Source organism: Actinoplanes campanulatus (assembly GCF_014647795.1).
GTDB lineage: Bacteria > Actinomycetota > Actinomycetes > Mycobacteriales > Micromonosporaceae > Actinoplanes > Actinoplanes campanulatus.
Map to the genome: position 1 here is coordinate 1 of NZ_BMPW01000020.1, position 15,876 is coordinate 15,876.

Sequence of the window (15,876 nt, forward strand, 5' to 3'; positions counted from 1 at the left end):
CGGCTGCGCAGCGACCGGGTCTTCTACGGCCCTACGCCCCCACCCACCGGGACACGCGGCCGCCCGGCCCGCCACGGCCCCGTGCTGGACCTCGACCAGCCGGCCACCCATCCCGAACCGCATTTGCGTACCACCACCCAGAGCCGGCACTACGGCACCGTCGACGCCGCCGCCTTCGACCGGATGCACCAACGCCTGAAACGCCGCGACGCATGGGCCGGGCACCCCGATGAACTACCCGTCGTCGAAGGCACCCTGATCCAGGTGACCATCGAACGGATCCGCGGCATCGACCACCCGAAACCGATGTGGCTATGGGCGTCCGAGACCGGCCTGCACGCCACCACGATGGACCGCTACCGGCAGGCCTACCGACGCCGATTCGACATCGAGCACCTGTTCCGGTTCTGCAAACAGACTCTCGGCTGGACCAAGGCCCGGCTCCGGGACCCCGCCGCCGCCGACCGCTGGACCTGGCTGATCATCGCCGCCTACACCCAGCTACGACTGGCCCGCCACCACACCACCGACCTACGCCGCCCCTGGGAACGCCCATCCACCCGACCCGGCCGGCTGAGCCCGACCCGCGTCCGCCGCGGTTTCCGGTACCTCCGCACGAAACTGCCCCAACCAGCCCGCGCACCGAAAACCAGCCATCCCGGACCCGGCCGGCCACCCGGCAGCCGCAACAAACACCCCGCACCCCGACACCCCGCTGGCAAACGCCCACAACCAGAAACGAAGGGTTAAATCACAAGACCCCGCCCCGTTCCGATTCGGGCCGTTCTGCCTACCCGCCCCTCCGCTGCCACTCCGGCCTGTGCCGCGCCCGCCGGGCTTAGATCGGTGGCCGGGCGGGCCGCCCGGGTGCCCACTCCGCTCCTGCCGCCGCTCACGCACCCGATTCCAGCCCGCACCGAAGCCCGGCACCCGCGCACACTCTCGACCGAAAAGCTCGATGCCGGGCATTCGCACACGCTCGGGCTTTGTGCGGGGAGTTCAGGGGCGGGCATTCGCACACGGTAGGCGCCCCGCGTTGCGCTGCCAGGGGCATAGGCGGGGTGGGCCGACACGGTGCTGCGATGGTGTGCGCCGCCCAGACAAGATCGGCACCAGCGCATCGGCGACCTGGAACAGAGTGGTGGCCGAGCCGGCGACGAGTGGGTCAGCGGATCTCGGTGGCCGGGACCGGGGGAGCGGCGGGCTGGGGCGCCGTCGGCCGGGTGCGGAGGTCGAGGGCCGCGCACGCCGCCGAGGCGGTCATCATGGCGAGGCAGATGGTCAGGGCCGCGGTGACGTTCTGGCCGGTCACCATGATGCCGGTGACCGCGGCCATCGCCAGGGTCGCCGAGATCCGCTGGGAGACCTGGAGGAAGGCGCCCGCCAGGCCGGCCGCCCCGGCCGGCGCGTGGGCGAGGGTGAGGGCCTGGTTGGGGGAGAGGACCAGACCGCCGCAGACCCCGGCCGTGAACTGGGTGCACATCAGCGCGACGCTCAGCCCGGACTCGGGAACCGTGTGCAGCACGGTGATCGTCGCCCCGATCGCCGTCACCGCGCCGGCCAGCGCGCCGACCACCGCGGAGCGGCCGAAGCGGGCCACCAGCCGCCAGCTCTGCGAGGACGCCGCCGCGAAACCGATCGCGCCCGGGATCAGTGGCAGCGCCGCGTCGAGCGCCGACCAGCCGAGGTTCTCCTGGAGGTGCAGGACCAGCACCAGGTTCGCCGACAGGGACGCCCCGAACTGGAACATCGCCGTCAACGTGCCCAGGCTGAACCCGCGGGAGCGGACCAGCTCGGGCATCAGCACCGGGGTTCGGCCGGACCGCGCGTAGCGGCGCTCCCACCAGGACAGTGCCGCGAGCGCCGCCACCGCGGCCAGCGGCCACACCGCCACCGGCAGCCCCGGCCCGCCGGGCAGCACGAACGGCAGCAGCAGGCACAGCGTCACCGCGCCGAGCAGCGCGAGCCCCGGCAGGTCGAGTGTGGTCCGGTGCGCGCGGTCCGGACGGCCGGCGGGCAGGCACCTGATCGCCAGCGGCACGGTGAGCAGCCCGAACGGCACCCCCATCAGCAGCACGACCCGCCAGCCGAGATCGTCGCCGAACGCGCCGAGCGCCAGCCCGCCGGTGAGCGGCCCGAGCACCGCCGCGATCCCGCCGACCGTCGAGTAGGCCCCCAGCGCCCAGGCCCGGTCCCGGCCGGTGAACAGGTCCTGGATGACCCCGTACACCTGGGGGTTGACGATGCCCGCGCCGACACCCTGGACGAGTCGCGCGACGGCCACCACCCACGCCTCGCTCGCGGTCCCGGCGACGACGCCCGCCACCGCGAACAGTGCCATCCCGCCGACGAAGAACCACTTCCGGCCGTGCGCGTCGCCGAGCCGCCCGGCCGGGACCATGGCCAGCCCGAAGGCCAGCGAATACCCCGCGATGATCCATTGCAGGGTGGCCGGGCCGGCCCCGAGCGACTCCCGCAACGCCGGAACCGCCGTGTTGAGACTGGCCTGGTCGACCAGGGTGGTGAACGCGGCGGCGAGACAGACGGCGAGGGCGAGGGCATTCCGGCGCGGCACCCACCGAATCTATCGAGTACGGGCCGCACCCGGGCTGTGGCCGTTACCACTCAGCGCCGGCTGCTGGCCGGGGCTGATCCGCAGCGCCTGGACGAGGCGACGGTACAGGTCGTCGGTCGCGTACAGGGAGGTGTGATCGCCCTGGGCGCGGACCCGGCCGTGTTCCAGGACCACGATCCGGTCGGCGTCGAGGACGGTGGAGAGCCGGTGCGCGATGGTGACGACCGCCCCGTGGGCCGCCCGCTCCCGGACGCAGTCCTGGACAGCGGCCTCGGTCAGGCCGTCGACCTGGGCGGTGGCCTCGTCGAGGAGCAGTACGTCGGGGGCGCGCAGCAGGGCCCGGGCCAGGGCGATCCGCTGGCGCTGGCCGCCGGAGACCTCGGTGGCGGCCAGCGTGGTGTCCAGGTCGCCGAGCCGGACCGCGTGCAGCACCGCCCGTACCTCGTCGTCGGTGGCGTCGGGATGGGTGAACCGCACGTTGTCGGCGATCGTGCCGGGCAGCACCGGGGTCTCCTGCTCGACGTAGGCGAGCCGGCCCCGCAGGTCGTGGTGACTCCACTGCCGGTAGGGCCGGTCGTCCAGGGTGAGCTGCCCGTTCTCCGGTTCGAGGAAACGCAGCAGCAGCGAGAACAGCGTGGTCTTGCCGGCCCCGGAGGGCCCGACGATCGCGGTGTGCCCGACCCGGGGGATGTCCAGGTCGATGCCGTGCAGCACGGTCGGCGCGTCCGGCCCGTACCGGGCGGTGACCGACCGCAGCGTCAGGATCGGGTCGCTGCCGGAGGCCGCCGGTGATGTCGCCGGCGCGTCGTGCGCGGACTCCGGGTGCAGGGACCGCAGCTCGTTGATGCGGCCCGCGGCGGCGATCCCGGCCTGGAGGGCGGTCAGGTTCTGGGTGAGCTCGCTGATCGGGCCCATCAACTGGAAGACGTAGAGCAGGAAGGCCACCAGCGTGGACACCTCCAGGATCCCGGCGTGGGCGCGCCAGGCTCCGATCGCGAGGATCAGGATCACCGCGAGGTTGACGCCGGACCAGGCGATGGTCCAGACCGTGGCCGCGACCCGGGCGGCGCGGATGCTGTGGGTGGCGGCGTCCCGCGCGTCGCCGATGATCCGGCCGCTCTGGCGGGTCTCCGCCCGGCTGGCCTTCACGGTGCGGATGGCGCGTAGCGCACCCTCCAGGTTGGCTCCCAACCGGCCGACCGCCTCCTGCGCGGCCGTCTGCGCGACACCGATCCGTGGCAGCAGCACGATCATCAGCGCCGCGACCACGGCGACCGCCGCGAGGGTGCAGGCGAGCAGGACGAGGTCGAGCACCGCCATCAGGATCAGCGTGCCGATCAGCCCGACGCCCGCGTTGATCAGCCCGATGATGCTTCCGGACGCCTGGTGCAGCAGGCCGGTGTCGGAGGTGACCCGGGTGACGAGCTCACCGGTGGGGCGGGCCTGCAGGTCGCCGATCCGGGCCCGGAAGTAGCGGTGGATGATCGAGGTGCGGGCGTCGAGGACGATCCGTTCGGCGAGCGTGCCGAGCAGGATCCACTGCCAGAGGGTGATGGCGGCGCCGGCGACGACCAGGCCGGCCAGGACGGTGATCGGCCCGGCCAGCTCGACACCGCCGCTGAAGCTGTCGAGGACCCACTTGGTGACCAGCGGGGTGGCCAGGCCCGCGGCGTTGCCGATCAGGCCGAGGACGAGCCCGAGCGCCATGGTGCGGCGGTGCGGGCGGAGCACGGCGAGCAGGGTTCCCAGTCTCGTGGTATCCGGCATCCCCAGAGTGGAACATCGATGTTCCACTCTGGGCAAGTGTTATTCTGCCGCGGTGAGTGCCATTCGCGGTGGGAGCAGGGCGCGGACCCGGCAGGCGATCCTCGACGCCGCGATCGAGGTCCTGGCACGGAACCCGGCCGCCCCGCTCGGTGACGTGGCCGCCGCCGCCGACGTCGGCCGGACCACGCTGCACCGCTATTTCGCCGAGCGTGGTGACCTGCTCGCCGCCCTGCGGGAGGAGGCCGGGCGGCGGCTCGGCGAGGCACGCGACCGCGCCCGGCTCGGCGACGACTCCGGGGCGTCCGCGCTGCGGCGGCTCTGCCAGGAGTTCTTCGACCTCGGCGACGTGCTGTCCCTGCTCTTCCGGGAGCAGGTCGCCGTCGACGGCGAGGGCTGCGACGAGAACTTCGAGGCGATGGTGCGGCGGGGGTACGAGGACGGATCCGTCGACCCGGAGCTACCGCCGATCTGGCTGCAGAGCCTCATGTGGTCGCAGCTCTACGCCGGCTGGCACTACGTCACCGAGTGCCAGGTCTCCCGCCACGAGGCCCTGCGCCTCATCCTCCGCTGCGTCGACGGCGCCGTCACTCCCCGCTGAACAGGCCGCTGCCCCAGAAGTCGCCGGCGTCCTTGATGCCCGGTGGGCAGGCGAACAGGCCGCTGGACACGTGCCGGATGTACTCGTTCATCTCGTCCTGGGCGGCCAGGCTGCGCTGCACCGGGATGAACGCCTTCGCCGGATCCCGCTGGTACGCGATGAAGAACAGTCCCGCGTTGAGCCGCCCCAGCCCGTCCGACCCGTCGACGAAGTTGTAGCCGCGCCGCAGCATCCGGGCCCCGTTGTTGGTGGCCGGGTGGGCCAGCCGCACGTGCGCGATCTTCGGCATGATCGGTTCGCCGTCGTCGCCGACCGAGGTGAGGTCGGGCTCGTCGAACTCGCCGGCCAGCCCGATCGGCGCCCCGCTGCCCTTGTGCCGCCCGACGATGGCCTCCTGCTCGACCAGCGGCGACCGGTCCCACGTCTCGACCAACATCCGGATCTTGCGGGTGACCAGGTAGGACCCGCCGTCCATCCACGCCGGCCCGTCGCCGGGCTGCACCCACAGGTGCTCGCGCAGCAGCTCGTCCTGCTCGGCCTTGAGGTTGCGGGTGCCGTCCTTGAAGCCGAACAGGTTGCGGGGCGTGGCCTGCCCGGTGGAGGTGGACGAGGTGCGCCCGAAGCCCAGCTGCGACCACCGCACACTGACCACGCCCATGCCGATGCGGGCCAGGTTGCGGATGGCGTGCACCGCCACCTGCGGGTCGTTCGCGCACGCCTGGATGCCGATGTCGCCGTCGGACAGGGCCGCGTCCAGGGTGTCCCCGGTGAACCGGGGGAGCGCCACCAAAGCAGAAGGTTGCCGCGCGGCCAGCCCGAAGCGGTCGCGCCCGTCCGCGGTCCGGAACAGGGTCGGCCCGAACCCGATGGTGAGCGTCAGCGCGGACGCCGGCAGCCCGATGGCCTCGCCGGTGTCGTCCGGCGGCGCCTCCGGAAGGCCGGCCACCGCCCCGACCTCACCGGCGTCCTTTCCGGCGGTCATCCGGGTGGCCGCGACCGTCCAGTCCTTCAGCAGCTGGATCAGCCGGTCGCGGTCCTTGGTGACGACGTCGAAGGCGACGAAGTGCAGCCGGTCCTGGGCGGGCGTGACGATCCCGGCCTGGTGGGGGCCGTGGAAGGCGACCGCGTCGGAGAACGAGTTCGCCGGTTCGCCACCGGAGAGAAGGGCGGCCGCGGTGCCGGCGGCACCGGCGGCGCCCAGGCCGCCAATGACCAGCGCCCGCCGGGAAACCTTGTTCATCGGATACCTTCCGTGGAAACCCCTGGCTTTAGCCGTGGGGAGGGACCGTAACCCCTGCGAAGTAGGGCAGGGGTAGCCGATCCGCCGTCGAGGGGGATAGTTGTGGGGTGTGAGCCACCGCTAGGGTGATCGGCAGCGTGGATGAGACGGTGCGTTACACATACCGGCTGCGGCCCGGCCGTCAGGCGCGGGCCGCGCTGCTCGACGAGTGGGGCCGCTGCCGGTGGCTGTGGAACGAGGCCGTGCACCAGCAGAAGACTGGCCGTAAGCCGACGTTCGGCAAGCTGTCGAAGCTGCTGACCGAGGCCCGGGGCGGTAACGCCTGGCTGCGGGCGGGGTCGCAGGTTGCCCAGCAGCAGACGTTGCGCACCTACGGCACCGCCCTGGATCACTCGTTCAAGGTGAAGGGCCGGGGCCGTCCGAAGAAGAAACGCAAGAAGGACGCGCTGCCCAGCCTGGAGTACACCACTCGCGGTTTTCGGATCAAGGCCGGTCGTCTCTGCCTGCCGAATAAGGTCACCGTGCCGGTCGTCTGGTCCCGGCAACCGCCGTGCGACCCGAGCAGTGTGCGGGTCTACCAGGACAGTCTCGGCCACTGGTATGCGTCGTTCGTGGTCACCCGGGAACAGGCCGCGGTCCCGGAGCCGGACCTGCCGGGCATCGGCGTGGACTGGGGCGTGAAGACCACCGCCACCACCACCGACCCGGCCTTCGACCTGCCCCACCTCGGCCACCGCCGCCGCTGCGCCGCCGAACTGGCGAAAGCGCAGCGCAGGATGGCCCGCCGTCGCCGGCCGAAGAACCAGCCGCCGTCGAAGGGCTACCAGCGGGCCAGGAAGCAGGCCGCCCGGATCGCGAAGAAGGCGGCCCGGCAGAACACCCACGACGCCCGCGTCTGGGCGAAGAACGTCACCGTGCATCACAGCCTGATCGCCGTGGAGGACTTCAAGCCGAGGTTCCTTGCGAAGTCCCGGATGGCCCGTAAGGCCGCCGACGCGGCGATCGGCGCAGCGAAGCGAGAACTGATCAACCGTGGCAAGCGGGCGGGCCGGAAGGTGGTGCTGGTGCCGCCCGCCTACACCACGATGACCTGCTCCGGGTGCGGCGAGAGCGCCAATCTCCGCCTCGGACTGGGCGTACGCATCTTCGAGTGCACGGCCTGCGGCTACACCGCAGACCGCGACCTCAACGCCGCGAGGACGATCCTCGCCACGGCCGAACGCGACCGTGCCAGTGCCGACGACGTAAGACATCAGATCGCCTCCTTCCGGGACGGTGGATCAGGTGCGGTCCGAGCTGGGAATCCCCCGGATTCATCCGTGGGGAGTCGTTAAGACTGCTTGGCGACCACGGCCGCCACCCGGCTGATCGGCTCGGCCAGCGCGTTGATCGCGTCGGTCAGCTCCTTGAGGTCGGCCTGCGACAGCTCGTTGTGCAGCTTCCAGCCGTCCCCGGCGCGGTGCTTGGCGAGCGTCGCGTCCACGTTGGCGAACTCCGCGTCCAGCGTCTTGACCAGGGCCGCGTCCCGCTCCTCGAGGACCGGCCGCAGCGACGCGACGGCCGCCTTCGACCCGTCGATGTTGGCGTTGAAGTCCCACAGGTCGGTGTGCGAGTAGCGGTCCTCCTCGCCGGTGATCTTGCCGGAGGCGACCTCGTCGAGCAGGGCCTTGGCGCCGTTGGCGAGCTGGAGCGGGGACAGCTTCTCGGCGTTGGCCTTCTGCACGATCTCCTTGACGTCGGTCATCAGCTGGTCGGCGATCGGGCCGGACTGGGCGATGTCGTTCTTCTGCCACAGGTCCTGTTCGATCTTGTGGAAGCCGCCGAACTTCATGCCCTCCTCGGTGACCTCCTCGCGGCCGTCGATGCGCGGGTCGAGGTCACCGAAGATCTCGGCCACCGGCTCGATGCGCTCCCAGTACGTGCGGGCCACCGGGAACAGCGCCTTGGCCTTGGCGGCGTCGCCGTCCTTGACCGCCTTCACGAACTCGGCGGTCTTCACCTCCAGGGCGGCGGTCTGCGACTTCACGTACCGCGAGTAGCTCTCGGTGGCGGCGAGCAGGGCGGCGTCGTCGGTCAGCGGCGCGGCCGAGCCGGAGACGGTGAGCTGCCCGCGGATGCCCTTGCCGATCATGCCGGGCTTGCAGGCGGTCTCGTAGCTGCCGGCGGGCAGTTCGACGTGCAGGTCACGGGAGAGCCCGGGGGCGATGTTCTCGACCTCGGCCATCACCCGGTCGCCCGCGGCGTACACGTAGAACTCGGTGACCTTCTGCCCGCCGTTGGTGATGGCGAAGACGCTGGTCCCGGCGTCGACCTGGGTGCGGGCGACCTCGCAGGAGGTGTCGGTGGCCTTGACCGCGATCGGCCCGCCCGCGGCGTCGGGCGCGGTGTCGCCGCCGGAGGAGCCGCATCCGGCCAGGACGACGGCGGCCGCCGCGAAGGCGAGAGGGCTGTATGGGTGGCGCACGGTATCTCCTAGTGCTGGGGGGCGGGAACTGCGATGCGGGCGGGACGAAGGAAGAGCACGAGCACGGGTACGGCGTACGCGATCCAGGCGACCGCCTCCACGACACTGGCCGTGGGCGTCACGTTGAACATGCCGGTGAGCAGGGCCGTGTACCACGCGGAGGGGTCGAGGGCGGCGCTCACGTCGTACGCCAGGGTGTTCAGTCCCGGAAGGACGCCGGATTCCTGGAGGTCGTGGACGCCGTACTTGAGGATGCCGGCGGCGACCAGGATGAGCAGGACCCCGGTGACGGTGAAGAAGACCGTCAGGTTGATCCGGACGGCGGTCGCGTACATCAGCCAGCCGATCGCGACGGCCGTGAGGATGCCGCCGGTGAGCGCGTAGAGCGGCTTGCCGTCGAGGTCGGCGCCCTGCACGGCGGAGTAGAAGATCAGCGACGTCTCCAGGCCCTCGCGGACCACGGCGAGGAACGCCATCACGGCGACCGCGACCGAGCCGAGGGCGAGCGCGTCGGTGAGTTTCCCGCGCAGCTCACCGCTGATCGACCGGGCGGCCCGGCGCATCCAGAAGATCATCCAGGTGACGAAGCAGACCGCCAGGATCGACGTGACCGCCTCGAACAGCTCCCGCTGGTCGTAGTCGCGCAGCAGGGTGGTCGAGGTGTAGCTGAGCAGCGCTCCGAACCCGATGGACAGCGCCACGGCGGCGGCGACGCCGGCCCACACCTGGGGGAGGCGATCGGTGCGGCCGGACTTGACCAGGAACGCGATCAGGATGCTGACCACCAGGGTGGCCTCGAGCCCTTCGCGCAGGCCGATGAGGTAGGTGGCGAGCATGACCCTCTTCCTAAGGATTGCCTTACCTTGGTTCTACAGACTGTAGATTAGGTTTGCCTGGCCTCACTGTCCAGGGTCACCGCCACCACGTGCGACACTCCGAATCGAATCGGTGAGGGAGTCGCGGTGTTCGATCATTTCGTGTGGGAGATCCTGATCTGCCCGGTTCTGGTGGTGGTCGCGATCCGCTACCTGGCCGACCGGCTACGCCCCGAGGCCGCCGCGTTACTGCTGGTCACCTCGCTGACGGCGGCCGCGGCCGGCTGCCTGGTCACGCTGGGCGCCTTCGCCCTCAAGGCCGTCGCCGAGCTTCCGCTCACCGCGTCCCTGCTGCACGTTTCCGACGCGTACGTCCGCGCCGACACCGACAGCGAACCCTGGGTGTCCTGGCTCTCCCTCGCGCTGCTGCTGGCCGCGCTCACCGGCGTCGCCCGGGTCTGGCGCACCCACCGCCGCGACACCGCCTACGCCCGCCGCTACACCGGCCTGCCCACCGTGGACGGTCAGGTGGTGGTCCTCGACGACGACCGTGCCGAGGCGTTCGCGGTCCCCGGCGGCGACGGCCGGATCGTCGTCACCACCGGCATGCGTGACGCCCTCGACGACGTCCAGTACGCCGCCCTGCTCGCCCACGAACGCGCCCACCTGCGCTCCCGGCACCACCGGCTGGTCCTGCTCGCCCACCTGTCGGCCGCCGTGCACCCGGTGTTCCGGCTGCTCACCCGGCACATCGACCACCTGGTGGAACGGGCCGCCGACGAGCGCGCCGCCGCCGAACTGGGCGACCGTCGCGGGGTGGCCCGGGCCATCGCCACGGCCGCCCTGGTCAGCGACAGCACCCATCGCGTCGGCAGTCTCCGGATGGCGCCGCCCACTCCCGACCTCAGCCGCGCGGGCGCCGTACCCCGACGGGTCGCCTCGCTGATCACCCCGCGCCGCAACCGGCCGCTCCTGGCCCTCGCCCTGCCGGCGGCGATAGCCGTCTTCTCCCTGGCCTGGACCGTCGAGTGCGTCGTCGACCTGGGCGAGCTACTGATCGCCGCCCGGCTCTAGCAACCGGCGCAGCAGTTCCTCGTCGCCCGGCGCGAGACCGGCCACGAACCGGCGCAGCACGGTCGCCCGGTCGGTGCCGGTGCCGAGGGCCGCGCTCATCCGCTCGGCCGCGACCGCCGCCTCGTCGGTGAGCGGCGCGTACCGGAACGACCGCCCGTCGCGGTAGCGGGCCGCCCTGCCCTTCTCGTGCATCCGGGTCAGGATCGTCACCACGGTGCTGTACGACAACGGCGCGGGCAGCCGCTCCTGCACGTCCCGCGGCGTCATCGGTTCGCTCGCGGCGACCAGGACACGCAGGATCTCGGACTCCAGGGCGCCGGCGGGACGGCGTGCTTCGGGCGGCACGCACGCAGCCTACTGAGCTTTCCGGTTGCGGACCGAGACTAGAGTTCTGACATCCATGATCATCGTTCGAGAGGCTCGCATGCGCCGCGTACTGGTCCTCAGCCTTGTCCTCACGGCCCTGCTGCCGACCGCGTCCTGCGGATCCTCGCCGACCTCCGCCCCACCCCCGACGGCGCCGATCACCTCGTCGCCCGCCCCCGGCGGATCCAGCCCGGCACCCGAACCCGCCGGATCCGCCCCGGCGCCCCTGCACAACCCGGCCCTGGCGGGGCTGTTCACGTCGGCGCAGGCGTGTGAGGTGGCGGACGGCGCGTACAGCACTCTGGACACGGAGCCGCAGCGATACATCCGCGACGGCGTGGCGGCCGAGCGGCGCGGTGACAAGGCCGCCGTAGCCCGATCCCTGGAGGCGCTCCGCCCGCTGTTCTTCGGCCTTGCGGCGATCTTCTCCGACGCCGCGGCCAAGGTCACCGACCCGGCCCTGCAGGCTGCCCTGGACGACCTCGCCGCGGCGGCAAGGAAGGAGACGACGTTCACCACCTTCGCCGAGTTCGACCAGATGCAGGGACTGACCGCGCCCGCCGAGGCGGTACTGAAGGCGCAGTGCTCCCGGGCCGGCTACACCCTGAAGAACCTCGCCTGAGCACTGGAAAGTGTTGACGGGCCTCGCCCGGGTCCCGAGACTGCTGCCATGGCGACCGTCCGCGCAGCCGGGATCCGGGGCTTCGCCGGAGTCGTGCGCGGTCTCGGCGCCGACCCCGCGCCGCTGGTGCGCGCCGCCGGCCTGGACACCGCCGTCCTCGACCACGACGACGTGCCGATCGCCGACTGGCGGCTGGCCGCCCTCCTGCAACACTCGGCCGAACGGCTGGACTGCCCCGACCTGGGCCTGCGGATGGCCGCCCGGCACGACCTCGACACCCTCGGGCCACTCGCCGCCCTGCTGGCCAACTGCCGGACCGGCGCCGACGCCCTGGCCGCCACCGAGCGCTACCTGGCCGTGCACAGCGACGCGCTGAGTGTCCACCGGATCGCCGACCCGGACGGGCGGCCCGGCGTCACCGCGCTGCGCTACCGGCAGACCCGGGCCGGACCACGGCCGGTGCAGGCCACCGACGCCGGGATCGGGTTCCTGCACCGGGCGATGCGGCGGCTGTTCGGCGGCGACTACGGACTGATCGACGTCCGGCTGGGCTACCGGCCGACCGCGGACCCGGGCGCGTACCTGCGGTTCTTCGGGGCGCCGGTCCGGTTCGGCGCGCCCGAGTCACTGCTGCGGGTGCCCGACGAGCTGCTCACCCGGCCGGTCGCCGGCGCCCGCGAGGAGCTGCGCGACCGGGCCGAGTCCTACCTGCGGATCATCCTGCCCGGGGCGGACGACATGATCGGCCGGATCCGGGCGGTGGTGGGGGAGTCACTGGACTTCGGTCCCGTACCCATCGAGGTCCTGTCGCACCGTCTCGCCCTGCACCCCCGGACGCTGCAGCGGCGCCTCGCCCAGCTCGGGACCACGTACGCCGGGATCGTCGACGACGTGCGGCGCGACCGGGCCCGGCTCTTCCTGACCGGGACGCGCCTGCCGTTCCACCACGTGTCGGCCCGGCTCGGATTCGCCGAACAGGCCACCTTCAGCCGGGCCTGCCACCGCTGGTGGGGCGTGCCACCACGCCGGGTCCGCGCACCCGGGAGCCGTATTGTCGGGCTGAGTCAAGTTTCCGGCGGGTAACGGGAGCACGATCGCGGAATGACGGACTCGCACGTCGACGTGCTCATCATCGGGGCCGGGATCTCCGGGATCGACATGGCCCACCGGATCAGCGAGCGGTGCCCGGAGCTGACCTACACCATCGCCGAGGGCCGGGACCGGCTCGGCGGCACCTGGGACCTGTTCCGCTATCCGGGCGTGCGGTCCGACTCCGACGTCTACACGCTGTCCTTCCCGTTCCGGCCGTGGACCGGCGAGAAATCCATCGTCGAGGGCGGTGACCTGCTCGCCTACGTCGAGGAGACGGCGCGGGAGACCGGGGTCGACAAACACATCGAGTACGGCACCCGCATCGTCGCCGCCGACTGGGACAGCGCCACCGCCCGCTGGCGGGTGACGGCCTCCCGGGGCGGCGAGCGGTTCGACTACGTGGTGCGGTTCGTGGCGTTCTGCACCGGCTACTACGACTACGAGGACCCGTACGACCCGGGCTTCACCGGCGACTTCGCCGGCCGGGTCGTCCACCCGCAGTTCTGGCCCCCGGATCTCGACCACGTCGGCAAGCGGGTCGTCGTCATCGGCTCCGGCGCCACCGCGGTCACCGTGGTCCCGGCGATGGCCCTGGACGCCGCGCACGTGACGATGCTGCAGCGCACGCCCACCTATGTGCTGGCCCAGCCGAGCGTCGACGTCGTCGGGCGGGGGCTCGCCAAGGTGCTGCCGGCCGGCGCCGCGCATCGGATCACCCGCGCCAAGAACACCGTCATGCAGTGGGCGCTGTTCCAGGCCTGCCGCCGCTGGCCGGACCGGATGCGGGCGCTGCTGCGCAAGGGGGCGGTGGCGCAGGTCGGCTCGGCGGACATCGTGGACGCGCACTTCCGGCCGCCCTACGACCCGTGGCAGCAGCGGCTGTGCATCGCCCCCGACGGCGACCTGTTCAAGGCCATCCGCTCCGGCGACGCGTCGGTGGTGACCGGGCGGATCGACCGGTTCGTGCCCTCGGGTGTCCGCCTGGAGGACGGCTCGGTTCTGGAGGCCGACATCATCGTCACCGCCACCGGGCTGCGGCTACGGCTGCTCGGCGGCATCGCGATCAGCGTCGACGGGGTGCCGGCCGACCTGTCGCAGTCGCACGCCTACCACGGGACACTGCTCAGCGGACTGCCCAACCTGGCCGTCTGCATCGGCTACATCAACCTGTCCTGGACCGTCCGCGCCGACCTGACCGCCCGGTTCGTGGCCCGGCTGCTGCGCAAACTGCTCGACACCGGCGCCGACAGCGTGGTGCCCAGCCCGCCCGCCGACCTCGGGCCGACCGGGCCGTTCATGGACATGCAGTCCGGCTACCTGGCCCGCGCCGCGGATCTGATGCCCCGGGTGACGCGCCGCTACCCGTGGGCGTTCCGGCAGAACGTGCTGCTGGACTCGTGGGCCACCAACCGGGCCAAACTCGACGAGGGCCTGGTCTTCGGCCGCGTGCGTGCGGAGGTGGACGCGTGAGAGCGGTGATCCTGCACGACGGGAAGCTGTCGGTCGGCGACGTGCCCCTGCCGGAACCGGGGCGCGGCCAGATTCGCCTGAAGGTCACCCGTACCGGGATCTGTGGGTCTGATCTTCATGTTCGTCTCGACGCCGAGCCCAGTGCCGACGTGGCCGCCGAGGTCGGCTATCCCGACTTCATCCGCTCGTCGCATCACGTCGTCATGGGACACGAGTTCACCGGCACCGTCGACGCGTATGGTCCCGGCTGCCGCCGTCGGTGGAAACCCGGCCAGGCGGTGGTCTCCCTCCCGCTGATCAAGCACGGCGACGACGTCCACATGACCGGCATGTCGTCGCACGCGCCCGGCGGGTACGCCGAATACCTGCTGGTCTCCGAGGCCGCCACCATGCCGGTTCCGAACGGCCTCGACCCGGATCTGGCCGCCCTCACCGAACCGCTCGCCGTCGCCTACCACGCGGTCCGCCGCGGGGACGTGGCCAAGGACGACACCGCCGTGGTGATCGGATGCGGGCCGATCGGCCTCGCCGTGATCCTCATGCTCAAGGCTGCCGGAGTCCGCCGGGTCGTCGCCGGCGACTTCTCCGGGCCCCGCCGCGATTTGGCCCGCACCTGCGGCGCCGACGTCGTCGTCGACCCGGCCGTCCAGTCGCCGTGGGACGTGCTCGGTGATGACAGACGCCTGGTCACCGAGGCCACGGCCCTCTACGGGGCGGGGATCGACGCGATGGACGCCCTCCAGCGGATCCCCGGCGTTCCGTGGTGGACGGTGATGCGGGCCGGTCAGCGGTTCGGGGCCGGTCCGCGGGGCGCCGCGGTCTTCGAGTGCGTCGGCGTGCCCGGCGTCATCGAGGACATCGTCACCCACGCGCCGTTCCGCTCCCGCATCGTCGTGGTCGGCGTCTGCATGCAGCCGGACACGTTCCGGCCCACCATGGCCAGCAACAAGGAGGTCGACCTGCGGTTCTCGTTCTGCTACGACCCGGCCGAGTTCCGCGACACCCTGCACATGGTCGCCCGCCGCCGCATCGACCCACGCCCCCTGATCACCGGGGTCGTCGGCCTCGACGGCGTGGCCGACGCCTTCGACCAGCTGGCCAAAGCCGACAGCCACGCCAAGATTCTGGTCAACCCCCATGCAAAACCCTGATCTCGTACGACAGAGCCGAGGCCAGGCCGATCGTCCATCGCAGCAACGAATGCCGGACGTAGAAGTCTTTGGCTCGCTTCCGGAACTGCACGTGGGCGGCGATCATCAGCAGCAGACCCGCTGCCGGAGCGCCCCACCGGACTCCGGTGATGAAGCCGCTCCCACCGGGCCCGTCGACGGTTTCGACGAGCCCGCTGCCACGCAGCGGCAGGAGATTCCAGGCGGTGATCGCCAGGATCGCGGACACCGCGACGATCGTGCGGGCCCACGGTCGTGAGAGCCGGTGGCGGGTCAGGGTCAGCGCGAGGATCGAGAACGCGGTGATGACGAAGAGCAGCCATCCGGCCACTGCCATGCCGCGCGGGTTCCCGGCGGTGGCTGATCGGGCCAGGCTGACGTAGGCATCCGACAGCACGTGGAGCGCGACGGGGAAGAGGGCGTAATACGCGACGACGATCGACAACAGGATCAGGATGAAGCCGAGGCACCCGAGACAACCGGTGAACGTGCCGTCCTTCCGCTGGGGAGGGACTTCGACGCCGGGGGCCGCCGCATCGGGTTGATCGGGGGTCATCGCTTGATCGTAAGGCGGGCGCGCTGGTCGGCCGAGGATCGAACGGTCAGGGCGTCAGGTGCGCGCAC

Annotated in this window: 15 protein-coding genes; 8 read left to right on the forward strand and 7 right to left on the reverse strand. The window is 71.7% G+C overall.

What is annotated here, in order from left to right; genetic code table 11:
* The coding region (locus tag IEZ13_RS32490; protein WP_189285762.1) for a transposase at positions 1–750 on the forward strand (750 nt) is incomplete at its 5' end.
* A gap of 415 nt (positions 751–1,165) precedes the next feature.
* Here IEZ13_RS32490 and IEZ13_RS32495 read toward each other — a convergent pair.
* Both IEZ13_RS32495 and IEZ13_RS32500 read right to left on the reverse strand, forming a co-directional pair.
* On the reverse strand, positions 1,166–2,575 hold the full coding sequence (locus tag IEZ13_RS32495; RefSeq protein WP_203834027.1) for an MFS transporter: 1,410 nt from the start codon (positions 2,573–2,575) through the stop codon (positions 1,166–1,168).
* 9 nt (positions 2,576–2,584) lie between these two features.
* Positions 2,585–4,342: an ABC transporter ATP-binding protein gene (locus IEZ13_RS32500; protein ID WP_229795360.1), complete on the reverse strand. Its 1,758-nt coding sequence runs from the start codon at positions 4,340–4,342 to the stop codon at positions 2,585–2,587.
* Positions 4,343–4,394: 52 nt separating this feature from the next.
* Here IEZ13_RS32500 and IEZ13_RS32505 point away from each other — a divergent pair, with 52 nt between their 5' ends.
* Positions 4,395–4,940, forward strand: coding sequence for a TetR/AcrR family transcriptional regulator (locus IEZ13_RS32505; RefSeq protein WP_229795363.1), 546 nt, complete (start codon positions 4,395–4,397; stop codon positions 4,938–4,940).
* Here IEZ13_RS32505 and efeB read toward each other — a convergent pair.
* Positions 4,927–6,180, reverse strand: a complete 1,254-nt coding sequence (gene efeB / locus IEZ13_RS32510; protein WP_183225247.1) for an iron uptake transporter deferrochelatase/peroxidase subunit — start codon at positions 6,178–6,180, stop codon at positions 4,927–4,929. The two genes, IEZ13_RS32505 and efeB, sit on opposite strands and share 14 nt — an antisense overlap.
* Before the next feature lie 149 nt (positions 6,181–6,329).
* Between efeB and IEZ13_RS32515 the strand changes: the two genes are divergently transcribed.
* A complete protein-coding gene (locus IEZ13_RS32515) occupies positions 6,330–7,514 on the forward strand; it encodes an RNA-guided endonuclease InsQ/TnpB family protein (protein WP_221246002.1) in 1,185 nt (394 codons plus the stop codon).
* Here IEZ13_RS32515 and efeO read toward each other — a convergent pair.
* On the reverse strand, positions 7,511–8,644 hold the full coding sequence (gene efeO, locus IEZ13_RS32520) for an iron uptake system protein EfeO (protein ID WP_183225245.1): 1,134 nt from the start codon (positions 8,642–8,644) through the stop codon (positions 7,511–7,513). The genes IEZ13_RS32515 and efeO overlap by 4 nt on opposite strands.
* A gap of 8 nt (positions 8,645–8,652) precedes the next feature.
* Complete coding sequence (efeU, locus tag IEZ13_RS32525; protein WP_183225244.1) at positions 8,653–9,480, reverse strand: iron uptake transporter permease EfeU; 828 nt, start codon at positions 9,478–9,480, stop codon at positions 8,653–8,655.
* Positions 9,481–9,606: 126 nt separating this feature from the next.
* On the opposite strand from efeU, the gene IEZ13_RS32530 reads away from it, so the two are divergent.
* Positions 9,607–10,533, forward strand: a complete 927-nt coding sequence (locus IEZ13_RS32530; RefSeq protein ID WP_183225243.1) for a M56 family metallopeptidase — start codon at positions 9,607–9,609, stop codon at positions 10,531–10,533.
* On the opposite strand, the gene IEZ13_RS32535 is transcribed toward IEZ13_RS32530, so the two are convergent.
* Complete coding sequence (locus IEZ13_RS32535; RefSeq protein ID WP_183225242.1) at positions 10,510–10,878, reverse strand: BlaI/MecI/CopY family transcriptional regulator; 369 nt, start codon at positions 10,876–10,878, stop codon at positions 10,510–10,512. The two genes, IEZ13_RS32530 and IEZ13_RS32535, sit on opposite strands and share 24 nt — an antisense overlap.
* Before the next feature lie 55 nt (positions 10,879–10,933).
* On the opposite strand from IEZ13_RS32535, the gene IEZ13_RS32540 reads away from it, so the two are divergent.
* The 4 genes from IEZ13_RS32540 to IEZ13_RS32555 are packed head-to-tail and all read left to right on the forward strand — an operon-like array spanning position 10,934 to position 15,234.
* Positions 10,934–11,521, forward strand: coding sequence for a hypothetical protein (locus IEZ13_RS32540; RefSeq protein ID WP_183225241.1), 588 nt, complete (start codon positions 10,934–10,936; stop codon positions 11,519–11,521).
* A gap of 48 nt (positions 11,522–11,569) precedes the next feature.
* Positions 11,570–12,604 (forward strand): AraC family transcriptional regulator, encoded by a 1,035-nt coding sequence (locus IEZ13_RS32545; RefSeq protein ID WP_183225240.1) that lies wholly within the window; start codon positions 11,570–11,572, stop codon positions 12,602–12,604.
* An 18-nt stretch (positions 12,605–12,622) separates the two neighbouring features.
* Positions 12,623–14,083, forward strand: a complete 1,461-nt coding sequence (locus tag IEZ13_RS32550; RefSeq protein WP_183225239.1) for a flavin-containing monooxygenase — start codon at positions 12,623–12,625, stop codon at positions 14,081–14,083.
* Positions 14,080–15,234: a zinc-binding dehydrogenase gene (locus IEZ13_RS32555; protein WP_183225238.1), complete on the forward strand. Its 1,155-nt coding sequence runs from the start codon at positions 14,080–14,082 to the stop codon at positions 15,232–15,234. Before IEZ13_RS32550 ends, IEZ13_RS32555 begins: the two co-directional genes overlap by 4 nt.
* Here IEZ13_RS32555 and IEZ13_RS32560 read toward each other — a convergent pair.
* The gene (locus tag IEZ13_RS32560) at positions 15,212–15,808 is read right to left on the reverse strand and encodes a hypothetical protein (protein ID WP_183225237.1); all 597 of its coding nucleotides are present in this window, start codon (positions 15,806–15,808) and stop codon (positions 15,212–15,214) included. The two genes, IEZ13_RS32555 and IEZ13_RS32560, sit on opposite strands and share 23 nt — an antisense overlap.
* Between the last annotated feature and the right edge of the window lie 68 nt (positions 15,809–15,876).